Annotated in this window: 14 protein-coding genes; 7 read left to right on the forward strand and 7 right to left on the reverse strand. The window is 50.9% G+C overall.

The genetic code is table 11. The annotated features are described in order from the left end of the window. Window positions 1-214: IS3 family transposase (locus tag ACO0LD_RS22275; RefSeq protein WP_423010364.1), on the forward strand; the 214-nt coding region annotated here is incomplete at its 5' end. Window positions 215-487: 273 nt separating this feature from the next. Here ACO0LD_RS22275 and ACO0LD_RS22280 read toward each other — a convergent pair. The 4 genes from ACO0LD_RS22280 to ACO0LD_RS22295 all read right to left on the reverse strand — a co-directional run bounded on the left by ACO0LD_RS22280 (window position 488) and on the right by ACO0LD_RS22295 (window position 6202). Continuing rightward, window positions 488-3604: a prolyl oligopeptidase family serine peptidase gene (locus ACO0LD_RS22280; protein WP_423010365.1), complete on the reverse strand. Its 3117-nt coding sequence runs from the start codon at window positions 3602-3604 to the stop codon at window positions 488-490. Between the two features lie 116 nt (window positions 3605-3720). Further along, the gene (locus tag ACO0LD_RS22285; protein ID WP_423010366.1) at window positions 3721-4494 is read right to left on the reverse strand and encodes a hypothetical protein; all 774 of its coding nucleotides are present in this window, start codon (window positions 4492-4494) and stop codon (window positions 3721-3723) included. Window positions 4495-4562: 68 nt separating this feature from the next. Beyond that, window positions 4563-5144 (reverse strand): 3'-5' exonuclease, encoded by a 582-nt coding sequence (locus ACO0LD_RS22290; RefSeq protein WP_423010367.1) that lies wholly within the window; start codon window positions 5142-5144, stop codon window positions 4563-4565. A 134-nt stretch (window positions 5145-5278) separates the two neighbouring features. Continuing rightward, window positions 5279-6202, reverse strand: coding sequence for a LysR family transcriptional regulator (locus ACO0LD_RS22295; protein ID WP_423010368.1), 924 nt, complete (start codon window positions 6200-6202; stop codon window positions 5279-5281). Between the two features lie 166 nt (window positions 6203-6368). Between ACO0LD_RS22295 and ACO0LD_RS22300 the strand changes: the two genes are divergently transcribed. Then, the gene (locus ACO0LD_RS22300) at window positions 6369-7376 is read left to right on the forward strand and encodes an aldo/keto reductase (protein ID WP_423010488.1); all 1008 of its coding nucleotides are present in this window, start codon (window positions 6369-6371) and stop codon (window positions 7374-7376) included. Window positions 7377-7389: 13 nt separating this feature from the next. On the opposite strand, the gene ACO0LD_RS22305 is transcribed toward ACO0LD_RS22300, so the two are convergent. Both ACO0LD_RS22305 and ACO0LD_RS22310 read right to left on the reverse strand, forming a co-directional pair. Beyond that, complete coding sequence (locus ACO0LD_RS22305) at window positions 7390-7656, reverse strand: hypothetical protein (RefSeq protein WP_423010369.1); 267 nt, start codon at window positions 7654-7656, stop codon at window positions 7390-7392. A gap of 4 nt (window positions 7657-7660) precedes the next feature. After that, window positions 7661-10144, reverse strand: coding sequence for an EAL domain-containing protein (locus tag ACO0LD_RS22310; RefSeq protein WP_423010370.1), 2484 nt, complete (start codon window positions 10142-10144; stop codon window positions 7661-7663). 354 nt (window positions 10145-10498) lie between these two features. Between ACO0LD_RS22310 and glyQ the strand changes: the two genes are divergently transcribed. The 4 genes from glyQ (at window position 10499) to ACO0LD_RS22330 (ending at window position 15006) form a co-directional block, all read left to right on the forward strand. Next, window positions 10499-11458 (forward strand): glycine--tRNA ligase subunit alpha, encoded by a 960-nt coding sequence (glyQ, locus tag ACO0LD_RS22315; protein WP_423010371.1) that lies wholly within the window; start codon window positions 10499-10501, stop codon window positions 11456-11458. Between the two features lie 71 nt (window positions 11459-11529). Continuing rightward, window positions 11530-13614 carry a glycine--tRNA ligase subunit beta gene (glyS, locus tag ACO0LD_RS22320; RefSeq protein ID WP_423010372.1) on the forward strand — a complete coding sequence of 695 codons (2085 nt, stop codon included), beginning with the start codon at window positions 11530-11532 and terminating at the stop codon, window positions 13612-13614. A 38-nt stretch (window positions 13615-13652) separates the two neighbouring features. Next, entirely contained in the window at window positions 13653-14216 is a 564-nt protein-coding gene (gmhB, locus tag ACO0LD_RS22325) for a D-glycero-beta-D-manno-heptose 1,7-bisphosphate 7-phosphatase (RefSeq protein WP_423010373.1), read from the forward strand. A 43-nt stretch (window positions 14217-14259) separates the two neighbouring features. Next, window positions 14260-15006: a lysophospholipid acyltransferase family protein gene (locus ACO0LD_RS22330; protein WP_423010374.1), complete on the forward strand. Its 747-nt coding sequence runs from the start codon at window positions 14260-14262 to the stop codon at window positions 15004-15006. A gap of 6 nt (window positions 15007-15012) precedes the next feature. Here the strand turns inward: ACO0LD_RS22330 and ACO0LD_RS22335 are convergent, their stop codons facing one another. Continuing rightward, window positions 15013-16623 carry a MutS-related protein gene (locus tag ACO0LD_RS22335; RefSeq protein WP_423010375.1) on the reverse strand — a complete coding sequence of 537 codons (1611 nt, stop codon included), beginning with the start codon at window positions 16621-16623 and terminating at the stop codon, window positions 15013-15015. A gap of 285 nt (window positions 16624-16908) precedes the next feature. Between ACO0LD_RS22335 and ACO0LD_RS22340 the strand changes: the two genes are divergently transcribed. Next, window positions 16909-17835, forward strand: a complete 927-nt coding sequence (locus ACO0LD_RS22340; protein WP_423010376.1) for a M48 family metallopeptidase — start codon at window positions 16909-16911, stop codon at window positions 17833-17835. The last annotated feature ends 55 nt before the right edge of the window (window positions 17836-17890 follow it).

Raw genomic sequence — 17890 nt, forward strand, 5'->3', positions numbered from 1 at the left:
GGACAATGCTGTTGCAGAGCGTTTCTTCCTTAATTTGAAGATGGAACGCGTCTGGCAAGGCAGCTATGCTAATAAAATGGAAGCAAGACAGGACATCGTTGCTTATATAACGAATTTCTACAACACCACACGTTTGCATTCCACATTGGGATATTTATCTCCCTCTGTCTTCGAACGTCACTACGCTGTAAATTCTCCTATTTCTTTGTCCTGATTTACTTGACCACTACAGGAACCCCGTAGGGGCGGCTACGCCTGGGTCGCCTTTCTTTGAATACTTACTTTGGCGACGCAAAGAAAGTATTTCGGCTGCCGGGCCGAGACCCGGCTTGTATCCACGGAGGACAATCGTATTATCAACAACTAAAATTTGCAACGAACGCCACTAGGCTCCAGCCTACGCTGGAGCGACGAATTTAAGATTGCCGTTTATCTTATAATTGAAACGCTGGCAGCTAGCGAGGAGCCACAAGCGACTCCCCAAAAATCACTCAGCCTTTGCTGCAGCAGGCTTGAACTGCCCCATCACATCCCGCTTGCCCCGCTCCAGATAAGGCACAGGCGTGTCCATCCACTCAGGACGAGGGTTGCCGAGCAAATAATGATCAAAGAATTCGGCCATATGCACGGTATAAAACTTCATATTGTCGCGCTCTTTGAGACCATGTTTTTCACCATTGAAATTGAACCAGTAGGCTTCCTTGCCCAACTGGCGCAAGGCGGTGAAAAACTCTATGGCCTGATACCATGGCACTGCATCATCATCATCGTTGTGAATGGTCAGATAAGGCGTCTGCACTTTATCGACAAAGAATATCGGTGAATTTTCTATGTACTCTGCCGTCTTGTTCCAGGGCGCGCCACCAATACGGCTTTGTTGTTTCTCATACTGGAAGGCGCGGCTCATGCCTGTGCCCCAGCGTATGCCACCGTAACCGCTGATCATGTTCGCCATGGATGCACCCGCTTCCACCGCGCGGAACATATTGGTCTGCGTGATCAGGTAATTGATCTGGTAAGCACCCCAGCTATGGCCTTGTATACCCACACGTTTAGGATCGACATAGCCTTGCGCCAGCACTTTTTGTACTGCAGGCACCACGGTGTTATAGGCACTCTTACCCGGATGCCCCGTCTTATAGACGATGTCCGGGCGCAGCACGATATAACCATTACTCAGGTAACGGGTGACATTGATATTCTGGCTAGGTGCAGGCGGGACATATTTATGCAAACTTTCCGACATGTTTTCATAGATGTAGACCATCATCGGATATTTTTTTGCCGGATCAAAATTCTCAGGCTTGGCCAGCAAGGCTTTGAGCTTCTTGCCATCGAGGCTGGTGTATTCAATCATTTCCTGCTTGCCCCAGTTGAATTGGGCTTGCTGGGGATTGGCATTACTGATTTTTTGCGGATTCTGCAAAGCCAGGTTACTGCTCCACAAATCCGGGAATTCCGTGAAGCTTTGCTGGGTGAACAAGACCGTATCTGCCTTCTTGGCTTTAATCAAGCCAGCAAACAATTTATCGCCATGTATCAGTTTTACCGGCTCGCCAGATTTTGGATTTTGCTGATAATAGCCGGTAGAGCGATTACCCTCATTTGTGGCTGCCAGTATCCATGAGTCTGTCGGCAAAGCCTTGGCCTCGGCCACTGGTGATGGTTCGTCTGCAGGTGGTTTTTTCTCCATATCCACGGGAACATAACGCAATTCCAGGTTGTGCTTGCGGCCATAGCCAGCCGTCACGTTACGGCTGGACTGAGTCTGCGGATTGACTTCCCACAAATCGAACTGATCATACAAGACTACGCTGACATCATCTTCTGTCCAGCCCGCAAAACCATAGGCATCCTTGACTTCTGGCGTATCGCGTTTGGCATCTTCAAAGCGTGCCTTGATTTTGCCTGTCAGGTTGATCTTGCTGCCGTCCGCGGTTGACCAGCAATACCAGATGCTGCTATTGGCATCAAAGGCCATGACGTATTTACCGCCTGGCGACAGGCTGGGCACATAGCGCAATTTTTGCGCCAGCAAACGCGCCTGGCCGGTTTGCAAATCTACGGCATAGGCATCGTGATACAGGGCATCCCATGATTGCTGCATCTTGTAAGGCACATCACTGGCACCCATGGCAAAACGCGGATTATCATTGATCAATACATTCGGGATACTCTTGTTGGCAAGCTGGACCAAACGTTGGTCGGCAATATGGAAGACCGCTTTATAGCTGCGCTGTTTTTCTTTCTCTGCCCTGACCTTTTGCATCGATTGCAGCTCAGGGTCTTTCCAGTGCCAGAGATCAACCTTGAAAGGTTCTGGTGCATCCTTGGGATCGGCCTTGGCAAGCTCTGCCGTACCAAAGAACAGGCGCTGACCATCTTTGCTAAAACTCAGGCTACCGTGTTCGCTGGGTAACCAGCCTGCCGCCATGCCAGCGGTATCTGCAGTAACGACAGCTTTGGCTTCGCTATCACCAGCGCGCCAGTAATACAGATTGAAAGCAGTAATCTCTTTTTCAGCCTTGTCGGCTTTATCAGATTTATCGGCCTTGTCAGCTTTGTCGGCGTCAGCATTTTTCTTGCCGGACTTTTCGGCTTCCACATTTTTCTTTGCCAGGTCATCACGGTTGCTGACAAAAGCCAGTTGACGGCCAGCCTCATCAAAATTCATGTGCTTGTAACTGCCCGCACCTGCCATGATAGTACGTGGAGTCGGGTCTTGCGGGCTGATCAGGTAAACACCTTCGCGCGCTGTATCTTTATGTGCATCTTTTTGTGCATCTTTAGTGATGACATTGAAGGCCAGTAATTCACCATTTTTTGACCAGGTAAAATCAGCGACCTCCTTGAAGCTGGTGCGTTTGGCATTCGCAACATCAATCAATAAAAACTCTGTGCCCGTGTCTTTTTTCTTTGCTGCGGCTGAGGCGGCAGCAGCTTGTTGATCTTCATCGTCCTTGGCAGCAGGCTCGGCATCTTTCTTCGCATCTCTCTTTGCTTCCTTGGGTGCATCGAACAAGACTGCCAGGAAATTGCCGCCCTCTTCCGGCCAGGCAAAACGTTTTACCCTGTCGAGGTTTTCAACTTTACCAGTCGCCAGATTCATGATACCCAGGCCCGACTTGGGCAAGTCATCACCCTTCTTCTTTTCTTTCTTGGCCTTGTCCAGTTCTACCCTGGTTGGCGCAATCGCAAAAGCCAGGTAACGACCATCCGCACTGAAGGCTGGTGTCGTGCCGCGTGGTGCACGCCATTCACGGCCATCTTTGAGATTCCTGACGACGACCTCTCCATCCGACTCTTGTCCTACCAAGGCATAGGCTGCCCAGTTGCCGTCGCGGCTCAGGACATTGCCCTGTATGCTGCGCCAGTTTGCATAGACATCATGGCTGATGACTTTTTTTGCATTCACCGGAATGACTGCGGCTGCCGCGCCATCTGCCAATACCGGGGCAGCATGGACAGCGGGAACATAGGCACCGTTGGCCAGACATACCAGCAAGGCCGTAGCAGCCAGGTTGCGCAGATGAAGCTGTTTGTAGTGGCCGAAGGAGGAAACGGAAGACACAGAAAAAGGAGAGGAATAAGGCGTGCTAAACACTGGAATTACCTTTCTGGGAGACGAACTTTACATCACCACATTGTAATGTCAAACCAAATTAAATCGACAAAACAATTATGAATTATCGGTGTTGCGTTGCAGCAAGTCCAAACATATCAAGATTGCACCTGCAGGGTTTTGACGACGCGCATCTCACCTTTTTCACCGGCACCTGAACCGCTGTTCCTGCTTTCTTTTTTGGTCACGACGAGCCGGTCACCGCTGACGCCATACACCAGTTCTTCTTCATTTTTTGTTTCAAAACTGATTACGACGAATGCACGCCCGGAGATAGCCTGATGCATGCGGCTGGCCAGCGGGATGCCATCCTGGCCTATCCAGACTTCCAGGCTGCCTTCGAATTTCTTGACGTATTTGCGGTCTTTTTCGCTGAGCTTTTCAACAGGTATCTCGAAACTCAGCAGGCGTGCGGGCTTGCCGTTGTAGTTAGCGTCGGCTTTTTCACTTTTGAATATGGCTTTCTCAAGCACCCGCGAAAGATTACCAACGGCAGAAACCATGGGGCGCAATTCTGATGAATTGACTTCTCTGATGGCAGCGATGGTGGGGGTCTTGGCTTTGGGGTCTTTTTCCTTGGCGCGCTCTTCGGTTTCGAGGCGCGTCAATAAATCTTTGCTGTATAAAAGTTGCAAGCCACGTGGACTGTCATCAAGGCTGATGCTGGCCTGGCCATTTTGCTCATCCGCATCTTTGCCTTCCCCCTGGCGGCTCCAGGTTTTGGCTTCAACGATAGCTTTCACTGGCGTTTGCCCCGGCAAACGAGTCAATGCAGCTTTTAAATCTGCCAGTCCATCTGCCTGTGCAGTCTGGTTAAACAAACTGAAACATGCACCCGCAAGCAATAAAAACATTTTCTTTTTGGCCAGCATACATCCCCTGTCAATATAGCTATCGTGAGCCATCTGACCGTCGAGACGCTGTAAAGTTCAGCCCTGCCTCATCCCTGCTTAAGTGATAGCCATTTTCTGTACACCAGCAATGCCACTTGCGCATCATTGGCGGCATACATGATTTGCCTGTCATTCAAAGCCGGGGCGGCCCAGTTGGAGGTCGATGTCTTCTTGGATTTTTGCAGCTGCATGCCAAAAAATTTGGCGACAGCAGCTTTTGCTCCCATGTCGCGCTGCTTGCTCTCACGCATGGCACGTGCGAGGTCAAGCACATGTTGCGGCAGGATGCCAAGTTTGATTTTCAGGCGTTTCATGTCATCGCTGAGTCCAAAACCAACTTTGAGTATCTCTTTCGATTCCAACAAGGCTTTCACCGCATCGGTGTTTTGCGTCTTGATCATAGGGAAAAGATAAGCCTTGCTGTCGGTAGCCAGTTGTATCAGATGCGGTCCATCGGATTGCTGGCCCTTGAAGAATACCGGCTTGGATTCGGTATCAAAACCCAAAATATCGGCTGCCAGCATCTCTGCATAGGCTTGCTCTGCGTCTGCTGGCGTCTGTACCAGCAGTATGTCTTTTTCCTGGATACCAGGATAAGGGGGGAGGAGAACTTCCTGATCTTCTGTCATGACAGCATGATAAGGGAAACAGGGTGAATATGTCAGGTATTGGCTTGCGACTGTGGCTTGTGTAAGGACAAAAACATTGAAAATAAGCCACAAACTGCAAGCCAGCTTGATAAACGATATATTTTTAATATTATTTAGGCCTTGAATTTGTCTGCATGCTTTTCCATCAGCTCAGTCAGCCATTCTACGAATACCCTGACTCGTGGCGACAACTGCCGGTGGTGAGGGTAAAGTATGGATACCGGCATAGGCGGTGGCCGCGTCTCTGATAAAACTTCCTGCATGCTGCCCGCCGCCAGCTGGGCAGCAACGTGGAAGCGCGGCAGTTGTATCAGGCCATAACCGGCTTCTGCACCTGCGACATAGGCATCGACATCATTGACCGCCAATTGCCCTTTCAATGGCAATGTCTGGGTTTTCCCGCCTGTGCTGCCATTCGTGACAAATTCAAAATCCATATTTCGGCCCGTTTGAGATGAAAAATAATTCACTGCCAGATGCGCAGGCAAATCATCCAGCGTCCTGGGCACACCATGCTTTTGCAGGTAACTGCTGCTGGCGCAGGTAATTTGCGTCATCAATGCGACCCGTCTGGCGATCATGCTGGAATCACGCAACTCACCACCGCGCAAGACGCAATCGACGCCTTCACGCACCAGGTCAACCAGGCGGTCACTCATGCCGACTTCCAGTTCTATCAGAGGATATTTGGCGCTAAAGCCTGGCAAGGCCGGGACCACGAAATATTTGCCCAGCGAGCCTTGCAAATTAATCCTGAGCTTGCCACTTGGATTGAGCAGGCTATGGCTGAATGCCGATTCAGTTTCTTCCAGGTCAGCCAGCAAGCGCACACAACGCTGGTAATAGGCATCGCCATCTGCAGTGGTATTGACCTGGCGCGTGGTTCTTTGCAACAGGCGCGTGCCGAGATGGGTTTCCAACTGCTTGATGCTCAGGGTCACGCTGGCTCTGGGCATTTGCAATTGCTCGGCAGCGCGGGTAAAGCTGCTTTGCTCGACCACGGCGATAAAGACTTGCATAGCCTGGAATTTATCCATGATCCTCCTCAACACATCAATTGTTTAGATTTTTTGCACAGTAATGGCAATTTTAACGTATTTATCTATAAATCCTATCTAACTACAATGACTACATCTTCAGCAAACCCGCTGAGGCACAAATGCAAAACATGGCAGAAGGAGTTTCAACATGACACAAAACAAAATGGCAACACGTCTATTGGGCAAGCAAGGCCCGGCGGTTTCAGCACTGGGTTTGGGTTGCATGGGCATGTCGGATTTATATGGCCCGGCTGACCGCGGTGAAAGCATAGCCACTATCCATGCTGCACTGGATGCAGGGATAGACTTGCTCGACACAGGCGATTTTTATGGTATGGGCCATAATGAATTGCTCATCCAGGAAGCCCTGCAAAACCTGCCACGCGAAAAGGTAAAAATCAGCGTCAAATTCGGTGCGTTGCGTGACCCGGCAGGTAACTGGATAGGTATGGATGGCAGACCCGCAGCCGTCAAGAACGCCCTGGCCTATAGCCTGAAACGCCTGGGCACTGATCATATTGATGTCTACCGCCTTGCGCGCATAGACCCGCAAGTACCCGTCGAAGACACCATCGGCGCCATCGCCGACATGGTGAAAGCCGGTTATGTGCGCCACATCGGCATGTCGGAGGCAGGTGCTGCCAGCCTGCGCCGTGCGGCAGCCGTCCATGCCATCAGTGATTTGCAGATAGAGTATTCGCTGTTTTCACGCGGCATAGAAGCGGAAATTTTGCCAGCCTGCCGCGAACTGGGCATAGGCATCACTGCCTACGGCGTACTGTCACGTGGTTTGCTCAGCGGCCATTGGAGCCCGGAACGCACTACTGGCATCAAGGATTTCCGCAGTGTCAGTCCACGTTTCCAGGATGGTAATCTGGAGCGTAATCTGGCTCTGGTAGAAGCTTTGCGTGGCATCGCCAGCAGCAAGGGGATCAGCGTGGCGCAAGCGGCAATTGCCTGGGTACTGGCGCAAGGTGAAGATATCATCCCTTTGGTGGGCGCACGCCGTCGTGACCGTTTGACAGAAGCCCTGGGTGCGCTCGATGTGAAGCTGAATGCAGCAGATTTACAGGCAATAGCGGCTGCAGTTCCCAGCGATGCAGTAGCGGGTAATCGCTACAATGATCATGCCATGGCTTTGCTGGATAGTGAACATGCACCTGGCCACTAAACTATTGAACCATTCAGCTGTTATCGATGACATCTGCAAGCTGGCTTGGCGGCTCAGCTTTCAGTGGGTCAACACGGCGGCGGCGTGGTCGTCCGCTGGGCAGCGGTTCGATGATTAGTGCCTGACCATCGGGCAGGGAAATCGCCAGTTTTTCCTGCCCATCGTGTTTGAAATGATAGACAGTTGCCGCGCCGACGGCGGCTGATTTTTCCAGTGTTGCTGCCATCAGCAACTCAGGGATTTCGCTTACCTTGCCGGTGCGCCAGATCAGCTTATTCATAGTCTTACTCATTGATGTGCTCGCGATAGCGGGTAGCAAAGCCTGCCGCATCCATGGGGCGGCCAAAATAATATCCCTGCACTTGGCTGCAGCCCATTTTGCGCAAGAGTTCGGCCTGTTCTTTCTTTTCCACTCCTTCGGCAACGACACTCAAACTCAGGCTCAAGGCCATGGCAATGATGGCGCTGGCAATCGCCGCATCATCGGGATTTTCATGGATGTCATTGATGAAGGATTTATCTATCTTCAGCTCATCAATAGGGAAGCGCCGCAAGTAAGAAAGACTGGAGTAACCTGTACCAAAATCATCGAGTGATATCGATACCCCCAGTTTTTTCAAGGCACGCAATGCCACCAGGGTACTGTTCACATCTTGCATGACCATGCTCTCAGTCAACTCCAGTGTGACATAGGATGGATCGGCACCTGTCTCGGCAAAAATTGCCGCAACACGGTCAGACAAATCCTCTTGCCGGAACTGGCGTGGCGACATATTGATGGCGATCTTCAAATCTGCCATGCCGGATTTTTTCCAGTTGACTTGCTGGCGGCATGCTTCTGCCAGTACCCACTCGCCTAATGGCAAGATGAGCCCGGTTTCTTCTGCCAGCGGGATGAACTCAATTGGATGTATCAAGCCTATCTGCGGGTGATGCCAGCGCACCAGCGCTTCTGCACCAACGATATGACCGGTCGACAGTTCTATCTTGGGTTGATAGTGCAGAGTAAGTTCATGTCTTTCCAGCGCACGGCGCAATGCACCTTCCATATTCAGGCGGCTGATGGCGGTGACACCCATCTCTGGAATAAACTGGCGCACACTATTGCGTCCATGTTCCTTGACGCGGTACATGGCGATGTCGGCATAGCGCAGCAAAATCTCGCCATGATCACCATCACGTGGATAAAGTGAAATCCCTATGCTGGCCGTGACAAACACATCATGCCCATTGATTTCAAACGGACGTGACAGTGCGGCCAGGATTTTTTCAGCGACGATATCAACATCGCCAGTCTCAGGCAAATCAGTCAGAATGATGACGAACTCGTCACCGCCCAGACGTGCCACAGTATCGGTTTCACGCACGCAATGACTGAGCCGGTTGGCTACCTGCTTCAACATTTCATCCCCGGCACCATGGCCAGATGCATCATTGATGAGCTTGAAATGATCAAGGTCGAGCAACATCAAACCCACCGACAAATCCTGGCGCTTGGCCCAGGCGATGGCCTGCGTGATCCTATCGTTGAGCAAATTGCGGTTGGCCAGACCAGTCAGGCTGTCATGGGTAGCCTGGTATTCCAGCTCTTTCTGGTAATTGACGCGCTCACTGACATCATTGATGACACTGACAAAATGCGTAGTGGCGGCACCCGTCGCATCTTTGACGGGCGAGATATGTAATTCATTCCAGAATTGCGTACCGTCCTTGCGGTAATTGCGCAGCAGCGCACACCCGGCTCTTTTTTCCCGCAATGCCGTACGTATCTCTTCCAGATCTGGTTGTGCCAGATCTTCCCTGACGAGGAAACGTCCTTCCCGGCCTATGACTTCCTGCGCTGTGTAGCCAGTGATACGCTCGAAAGCCGGGTTCACATAGACGATGGAATGATCGCTGTCGTCACTGCGGGTAATCATGATGCCGTTGCTGCTGGATACCAGGGCTTGCTCACGCAGGAGCAGGGCTTGTTCGACTTCTTTCAACTGGAATTTGCTGTCAGTGATATCTTGTTTGACAGCGATCAGGTGGGTGATATGGCCGTCTGCATTGCATAGCGGGCTGACCATCTGTCTTTCCCAATATGCCGTGCCATCCTTGCGATGGCTGAGCACATCGCCCTGCCAATGCTCACCGACCTTGAGTGCCTTGATGATGCGCATGACTTTTTCATCAGCAGGGTCGCCAGAATTCCAGAACACATGCTTGCCCAGCACCTCGTTCAATGCATAGCCAGAAATACGGCAAAAGCTGTCATTGCCATATTCGAGTTCACCATCTGCATTGGTAATCACTACCGCAAACGGGCTTTGCTGCACAGAGAGTGCCAGCATTTCCATATTATCTTGCAGATCATGGTGCTCATGGGTACTGCTAAGGGCATGGATGGCTTGCGCCAATTCATTGGCAAAACGGCTCAGTATGTTGTAGGCATCACTACTTTCGCTGAGATCAAAGTCAGCACCGACACGTAATTGCGCCAGCACATCACCATAACGCTGCAAGGGCAAAACCAGGTATTTTGTCTCTTTTCCAGCCAGTCTGTCAGCACGAAAGCGGTAAATTTCTGACTTGTCACCCAAGTCCAGTTCCACCTCAGCACACAAATAGCCAGCACGCTGCACCAGGATACGACAGAAGCCACGCAACATCTCAGGCAATTCTGGCGTGTACCACAGACAATGGGAAAGCTCCCCCAACAAGAGATACCACTCTTCCAGCCGCTGTGACTCGGCATCCAGGGTAAGGGTCTGGTCAACTATAGCCATTGCTTTGCGGTCTCCCATTCAGCATACTGTTTTTTTATTGGCAGGTGGATTTTTATACCGCGTAGCCCAGGCAATTGCAACAAAAACCGCCATCACAAAGCAGCCTATTTATGCTGCAATTGCGTCAGTTGATATAAAACGAATATTTGCAAAAATAATAAGCACCCTCTTGGTTTTCTCTGTGCCTCGGTGTCTCTGTGGTGAGAGGTCTTGGGTATTTAGGCAAATTACCCCATGAAATTAACAAAACAACATCAAGCAAATTCGCCTATCCAGCGCAAAAGCCGTTAAAATCTAAGGTTTGGCAAACTTTATTCATCGCTTCTTCAAGAAGTGACAAAGGCAGATAGCACGATGCTCACATTTCAACAAATTATCCTGACATTACAAGATTACTGGGACAAGCAAGGCTGCGCCCTGCTGCAACCTTACGATATGGAAGTGGGCGCGGGTACTTCGCATACCGGCACTTTCTTGCGTGCCATCGGGCCTGAACCATGGCGTGCGGCTTATGTACAACCATCACGCCGCCCCAAGGATGGCCGTTATGGTGAAAACCCTAACCGTCTGCAACACTATTACCAATATCAGGTGGTGTTGAAGCCTGCACCGGAAAATATCCTTGACCTCTACCTGGGTTCTCTGAAAGCCCTGGGCCTGGATTTGCAGCAAAACGACATACGTTTTGTTGAAGATGACTGGGAAAACCCTACCCTCGGTGCCTGGGGCCTGGGCTGGGAAGTCTGGCTGAATGGCATGGAAGTCACACAATTCACTTATTTCCAGCAAGTTGGTGGTATTGATTGCAAGCCTATCCTGGGTGAAATTACCTATGGCCTGGAGCGTCTGGCCATGTATCTGCAAGGTGTAGACAATATCTATGACCTGGTCTGGACCGAACGTGAAGAAAACGGCAAGACCGTGCGCCTGTCTTATGGCGATGTATTCCATCAAAATGAAGTTGAGCAATCAACTTTCAGCTTTGAATATTCGAACACTGATTTCCTGTTCTCTTTGTTCAGCAATTACGAAGCAGAAGCCAAGCGCCTGCTGGAAGTGACAGAAAAATCCCTGGCCCTGCCTGCTTATGAAATGATCTTGAAGGCTGCGCATACTTTCAACTTGCTGGATGCACGTGGTGCGATTTCTGTGACTGAGCGTGCTGCCTACATAGGCCGCATACGCAATCTCTCGCGTGCCGTGGCTGCGGCTTACTATGCATCGCGTGAAGCACTGGGCTTCCCCATGTGCGCTGAGGATGACAAGCACAAGCCTGTTCCCGCTGCTTCCGCTAAGGTTGCTGCTTCTGCATAAGCAGTACGCATAGCCAACAAGAACATCATTAAACAGATTCTGGCACAGCGCCGGAACGTAGGATAAGAAACATGAGCCAAACACTGTTAGTAGAATTATTTACCGAAGAGCTGCCACCCAAGGCACTGGCCAAACTGGGTGAGGCATTCAGCGCCGGTATCGTCGCTGGTCTGAAGTCACGCGATTTCCTCGAAGCTGAGTCTATAGCGACCAGCTATGCCTCACCACGCCGCCTGGCTGTCAGCATCACTGGTGTACGCTCCACGTCCCCAGACAAGCTGATGCGTGAAAAAGTATTGCCGGTCTCCGTGGCACTGGATGCGGCTGGCAATGCGACAGCACCGCTGGGCAAGAAACTGGCAGCACTCGGTTTCCCGAATTTGCAGGTCAGTGACCTGGAGCGTGCTGTCGATGGCAAGGCTGAGAGTTTCTTCTACAGCTATACAGCGGCTGGTACTGCGCTGGCACCGGCAGTGCAAACTGCGCTGGAAGAAACCATAGGCAAACTGCCTATCCCCAAAGTCATGAGCTACCAGCGCCCTGATGGCGAGACTGTGCATTTCGTGCGCCCGGTACACAAGATCATTGCCCTGCACGGTGCAGATATCGTACCTCTGCATTTGCTTGGTCTGGATAGCAACCGCACCACTATGGGCCACCGCTTCTTGTCTGCAGGTGAAGTCAGCATTGCCAAGGCAGAAGACTATGCCGCCAGCCTGAAAACCGAAGGCAAGGTCATCGCCAGCTTCAATGAGCGTAAAGAACAGATACGCGCCGCCCTGTTGGGTAAAGCAGGTGCAGACCAAGTATTGATGCCAGAATCCCTGCTCGATGAAGTCACGGCCCTGGTCGAATGGCCGGTAGTGTATGAATGCAATTTCGAACAAGAGTTTTTGGCTGTACCGCAAGAATGCCTGATTTTGACCATGCAAACGAATCAGAAATATTTTGCCCTGACAGATGCATCTGGCAAATTGCGTTCACGCTTTTTGATCGTCTCCAACCTGGAAACCAGCGACCCGCAATACATCATCCAGGGTAATGAGCGCGTGGTACGTCCACGCTTGTCAGATGCCAAATTCTTCTTTGAACAGGACAAGAAAAAGACCCTGGAATCACGCCTGCCAATGCTCGCGAATGTGGTCTATCACAATAAACTGGGCAGCCAGGCAGAACGTACGCAACGCGTTAAAACTTTGGCAGGCCAGATTGCCGCCACTCTGAATGGCGATGTCGCGCTGACCGAACGCGCCGCCCTGCTGGCCAAGACAGACTTGCTGACCGATATGGTCGGTGAATTCCCTGAGCTGCAAGGCATCATGGGTACTTACTATGCCCAGCATGATGGCGAACACGCTGATGTGGCCGCCGCCGCGTCTGAACATTATCAGCCACGTTTCGCAGGTGATACATTGCCTGCGACGCTGACAGGTACCGCCGTAGCCCTGGCAGACAAGCTGGAAACCCTGGTCGGGATCTGGGGCATAGGCTTGCAGCCTACCGGTGACCGTGACCCATTTGCGCTGCGCCGCCATGCCCTGGGCATCTTGCGCATGCTGGTGGAAAAACGCTTGCCGCTGTCACTGAATACCTTGCTGGCACAAGCAGTAGCGCTGTTTGCTGGCAATGCCAATTTCAAAGATCCGACAGCCGATGTACTGAACTTCCTGTTTGATCGCCTGCGCGGCCAGTTGCGCGACAAGGGTTTTTCACAAAATGAAGTCGAAGCTGTGGTTGCCCAGCAACCAGACACGCTGGATAACATCGTTGAACGCCTGCAAGCTGTACAAGCCTTTGCTGCCCTGCCAGAATCAGAAGCACTGGCTGCTGCCAACAAACGTATTACCAATATCCTCAAAAAAGCCGAGGGTACGCCAGGCGCAGTCCAGCCAGCGCTATTGCAAGAAGCTGCCGAGCAGGCATTGGCCAAGGCCATGGCCGATGTCAAACCGGAAGTGGATGCGGCATTTGCCAAAGGTGACTTCACCAGTGCCTTGAAAACCCTGGCTGCCCTGCGTGCAGCGGTGGACAGCTTCTTCAATGATGTCATGGTGAATGCAGAAGACCTGGCCCTGCGTAACAACCGCCTGGCCTTGCTGGCGAGCCTGCATGGCATGATGAACCAGGTTGCCGACATTTCCAAGCTGGCAGCTTGAGGCATGTTAAAACAGTGCACCACTAACCAGGATTGCAGATGAAACTCATCATCCTTGACCGCGATGGCGTTATCAACCAGGACTCGGACGACTTTATCAAGTCTCCCGAAGAATGGAAGCCGATACCAGGTTCACTGCAAGCCATCGCCCGCCTTAACCAGGCGGGCTATACGGTGGTGGTCGCAACCAACCAGTCTGGCATAGGTCGCAAACTGTTTGATATGGCCACGTTGAATGCCATCCATCAAAAAATGCACACCAGCGCCCAGCAAGTCGGTGCCACGATAGATGCGATTTTCTTTTGTCCGCATATGGCAGATGACAATTGTGACTGCCGCAAACCCAAGCCCGGCATGCTGCAAGAGATTGCCCGTCGTTATGACACCAATCTCAAGGGTGTGCATTGCGTGGGCGATTCCCTGCGCGACTTGCAGGCTGGCTTCGTTCTCGGTTGCAAACCGCATCTGGTGCTGACCGGCAAAGGCAGCAATACCCAGGAAAAAGGTGGCTTGCCGCCAGGTACGCAAGTCTTTGCCGATCTGGCCGCCATGGTCGACAAACTGGTGGAAAACTCGCCATCTGAATTTAATATCGCGATCTGAGTCACTAATAAAACTCAACCAGCATCGCTGCAATGGAGACTACATGCTTAGCTTTACCCGTTTTATTCGTTCGCTGATTTTCATACTGGTGATGGCAATAGTCACCATTGTCTGGGCACCCATCAGCATGCTGTTTGCCTTCTTGCCATATAACAAGCGCTACTACATTACCGCCCGCTGGAATGTCACCATCATCTGGGCAGCAAAAGTGATTTGCGGTATACGTTACCAGACCAAGGGATTTGAAAACTTTCCCGATGGCCCGGCCATACTGCTGTGCAAGCATCAGTCTGCCTGGGAAACCATCTTCCTGCTGATGGCAACACCGCGCCCACTGGTCTTCGTTTTCAAAAAAGAAATCACTTATATTCCTTTCTTTGGCTGGGCCATCTCCATGCTACGCATGATCCCTATTGATCGCAGCAAGGGCAAGGATGCCTTTGCCCACGTCGTGACGCAAGGCCGTAAGCGCCTCGCTGATGGGCAATGGATCATCATGTTTCCTGAAGGTACACGTATCGCTGTTGGCAAAAAAGGCCAATACAAAGGCGGTGGTGCCCGCCTGGCAGTAGAAACAAATACGCCAGTAGTGCCCATCGCGCTGAATTCGGGTGAATGCTGGCCCAAAAATTCTTTCACCAAATTGCCTGGCACGGTCACTGTGTCCGTTGGCAAACCTATCCCACCCAACGGCATGAATGCGGTTGAACTGATGCAGGAAGTCGAGAAATGGATAGAGGCCGAAATGCGTGTAATTTCTCCGCACGTTTATCAGTCTGAAACCAAGTAATCTCAGTCAAGACAGGGCGCGATTTTCCAATATTTGTTCGCACTTGTCGGGATGTTTAAGGTAGTCGCTAAGCCAGTCGAAAACCCGACTGGCTTTGTTTTTTATGTCATCGCCAAAACCATAAGAACCCAGCAAACTTATCCCGTTGGGGTCAGCCAAAACGCCCTCAGTCAGTTGCAGTCTGGATTTATCACCGTGCTCTGCAGTGACACATAATGGCGTCAGGCAGGTATTCAAGAGAGGTGCCAGCACCAGATTGTGTGATGAGACGATCACTATGTTTGAAGCAGAGAGGCTTTGTAAAACTGCGGCAGCAGCCGAGATGGATTCCTGGTGATTCGTGCCACGGAAAATTTCGTCAATGATGAACACAGTCTGCAAATTCTTGCTTGCAACATCCAGCAATTCTTTGGCACGCCTGAGTTCTGCCTGGTACAGGCTTTCATTTGCGATCAAAGAATCTTCGCTTTGCATGCTGGAATACACTGCTCCCACCGGAATGGCGCCAGAAGCAGCATAACAAAAACCAAAAGCACGGGCAGCGATGAGGTTCAAACCTATGGTGCGCAATAGAGTGCTCTTGCCTATGCCATTTTGCCCCGAAATAAAAGCGCCCTTGCCTTCCAGTGCAACGTGTAAAGCTGAAGCTTGCTGCAACAGGGGATGCACGACCTGTTGCAGGTGCAATTGCTTCCCACCTGCGACCGACGGCCAGCAATATTGAGGGACAGATTGCAGATGCCTGACCAGAGCCAAATCTGCTTCCAGATTTGCCACGTACAGGTATATCTTGCACAAAAAATCCTGGTTATTCTTTACCACAATACAGGTCTTGAAAAAATGCCTGATATTGTCCAGCATGAACCAGTCTGCATATTCCCGCAGTGCCGGGAATATCATCAATCTGCTTCTGCTCAAGCTGGAAATGATTTTATTTGCATTAAGGCGATCAGCATGCGCCGCTCGGGAATCCGATGAATAATGCTGGGCCAGCAAATCAAAACTTTTCAATAAGGCATACAAGCCCTGCAATTTCTTTGACCATTGCGTGACCATGTCGTAGTAGCGCGTCTGTACCGCCAGCAGGACACACCATATCAACAAGACGGCTATCCATGCAGAAGCTATTGAAGTCAGCGCCAGTATGAACAACAGTGTCATGCTGAGTGGTAGCACCCACATGAGCTTGTACCACTTTGCCGGGACCGGGATTGCGTCTGCGAAAAGCTGTTCGCTGACCTCTGTTTCCACTTCCCGCAACGGTAGGCAATGTTGTTCCAATCTGCCACGCAAAAGCGGGGCAGCGATCAGATCCAGCAGACGCTGTTTGCCGTCGTTGTCCTGAACACCTTCTCGCAGTCGCTTGTGTAATATTTGTTGAGCGAAAATACTGCTTCCCGTTGCCAGTTTATCGGCATAAGCATCCAGTAACATATCCTGGGCTGTGTGCTCATCGGTGAGTTTCGCGGTGACGCTCTTGGTACTGCGATAAAACATGGCAATATCGCTACGGGCGAAAGGAAAATCAAGCGGCTGCTTATCAGGAATATTCAACAAAAAACGAATCTTTTTAGTAATACTGTTCCAGTGATTATGCAGCGATGTCAGCTTGTTCATCAGAGCCTGTTGAGTAGGTGGCAATCTAAATTATTGATATGAGCTATCCCTTGTTCAGGAAAATTGAGCTAGTTGCAGAAAATTCAAGTGAACTGCAACGAATAAAAGAAAGGCAATTTCCAAAAACCAGTTTTGGGGCTAAAAACACGAACAGGCAAAAATAGGTCAAACTATTGAAATTACAGCTTTTAAAAACCAGCTATCCATTCGTAAGGAGTGTTGGACAAGCTGACCGCAAGTTCCACTTGCTACACTTGCTATTGAATCAGGAATCCCCAAGCTTAAATGAAACCCCGCATTCCATCTATTGGCAGGGCCATACAAATGGCTTTACAACTGGATTTATTCAGTGATTTTCTGGTGCCGGACAAATTGCGTCCCACACCGGCCAAAACACCAGTGCCAGCACCATTCCCGGTCAATGACAAACCTCAGCGGGATGAAACACGGCCTGCCGCGCCACCACCTTCGACCTTTGTTAACACCAGCAACAAACGCCGCATCCTGATACAGGACTATTTGCTCGAATATGATTTGCAACGCTCGAAACGACGTAGCATAGGTTTTTTGATCAACGAAGATGGCTTGCGCATCACGGCACCGCGCTGGGTGACGATTGCCGATATAGAAACGGCGATACAGGAAAAACAAGCCTGGATATTGCGCAAACTGACTGAGCGACGTGAACGTACCCAGCGTAAACTGGAACCCAGCATGACCTGGCAGGATGGGGCGAAATTGCCTTATCTAGGTGGTGAAATTACTTTACGGATTGCGCCTGCGTCTGTCAGTGGTACGCACTTTCAAAGTGAACAGGCTGAGTTGATTATCAACCTGCCAGCAGACGCTGGTGAACAGCAATTGAAAGACCGGGTACAAGCCTGGCTGCAGCAAGAAGCCAAACGGGTTTTCAATGAGCGCCTGCCAGTGTTTGCCGAGAAGCTCAATGTGCGCTATCAAAGCATGGCCTTGTCTGCAGCAGCAACGCGCTGGGGCTCTTGCACTTCACAAGGCAAGATACGCCTGAACTGGCGTCTGATCCATTTTTCGCCAATGATTATTGATTATGTGATTGCGCACGAGCTTGCGCATTTGCGTGAGATGAACCACAGCCCGCGTTTCTGGGCAACTGTGCAGTCGGTATTCCCTGACTTTGAAGTAGCCCGCAATACCTTGCGTCAGCATGCCAGTGCTGATTTGCCTGCCTTCTGAATCAATTCTGATCAAGTAAGAACTTGAACGTCAATTTTTAGCAAAGACAGGATTT

The organism is Undibacterium sp. Ji83W (assembly GCF_049340385.1).
Taxonomy (GTDB): domain Bacteria; phylum Pseudomonadota; class Gammaproteobacteria; order Burkholderiales; family Burkholderiaceae_D; genus Undibacterium.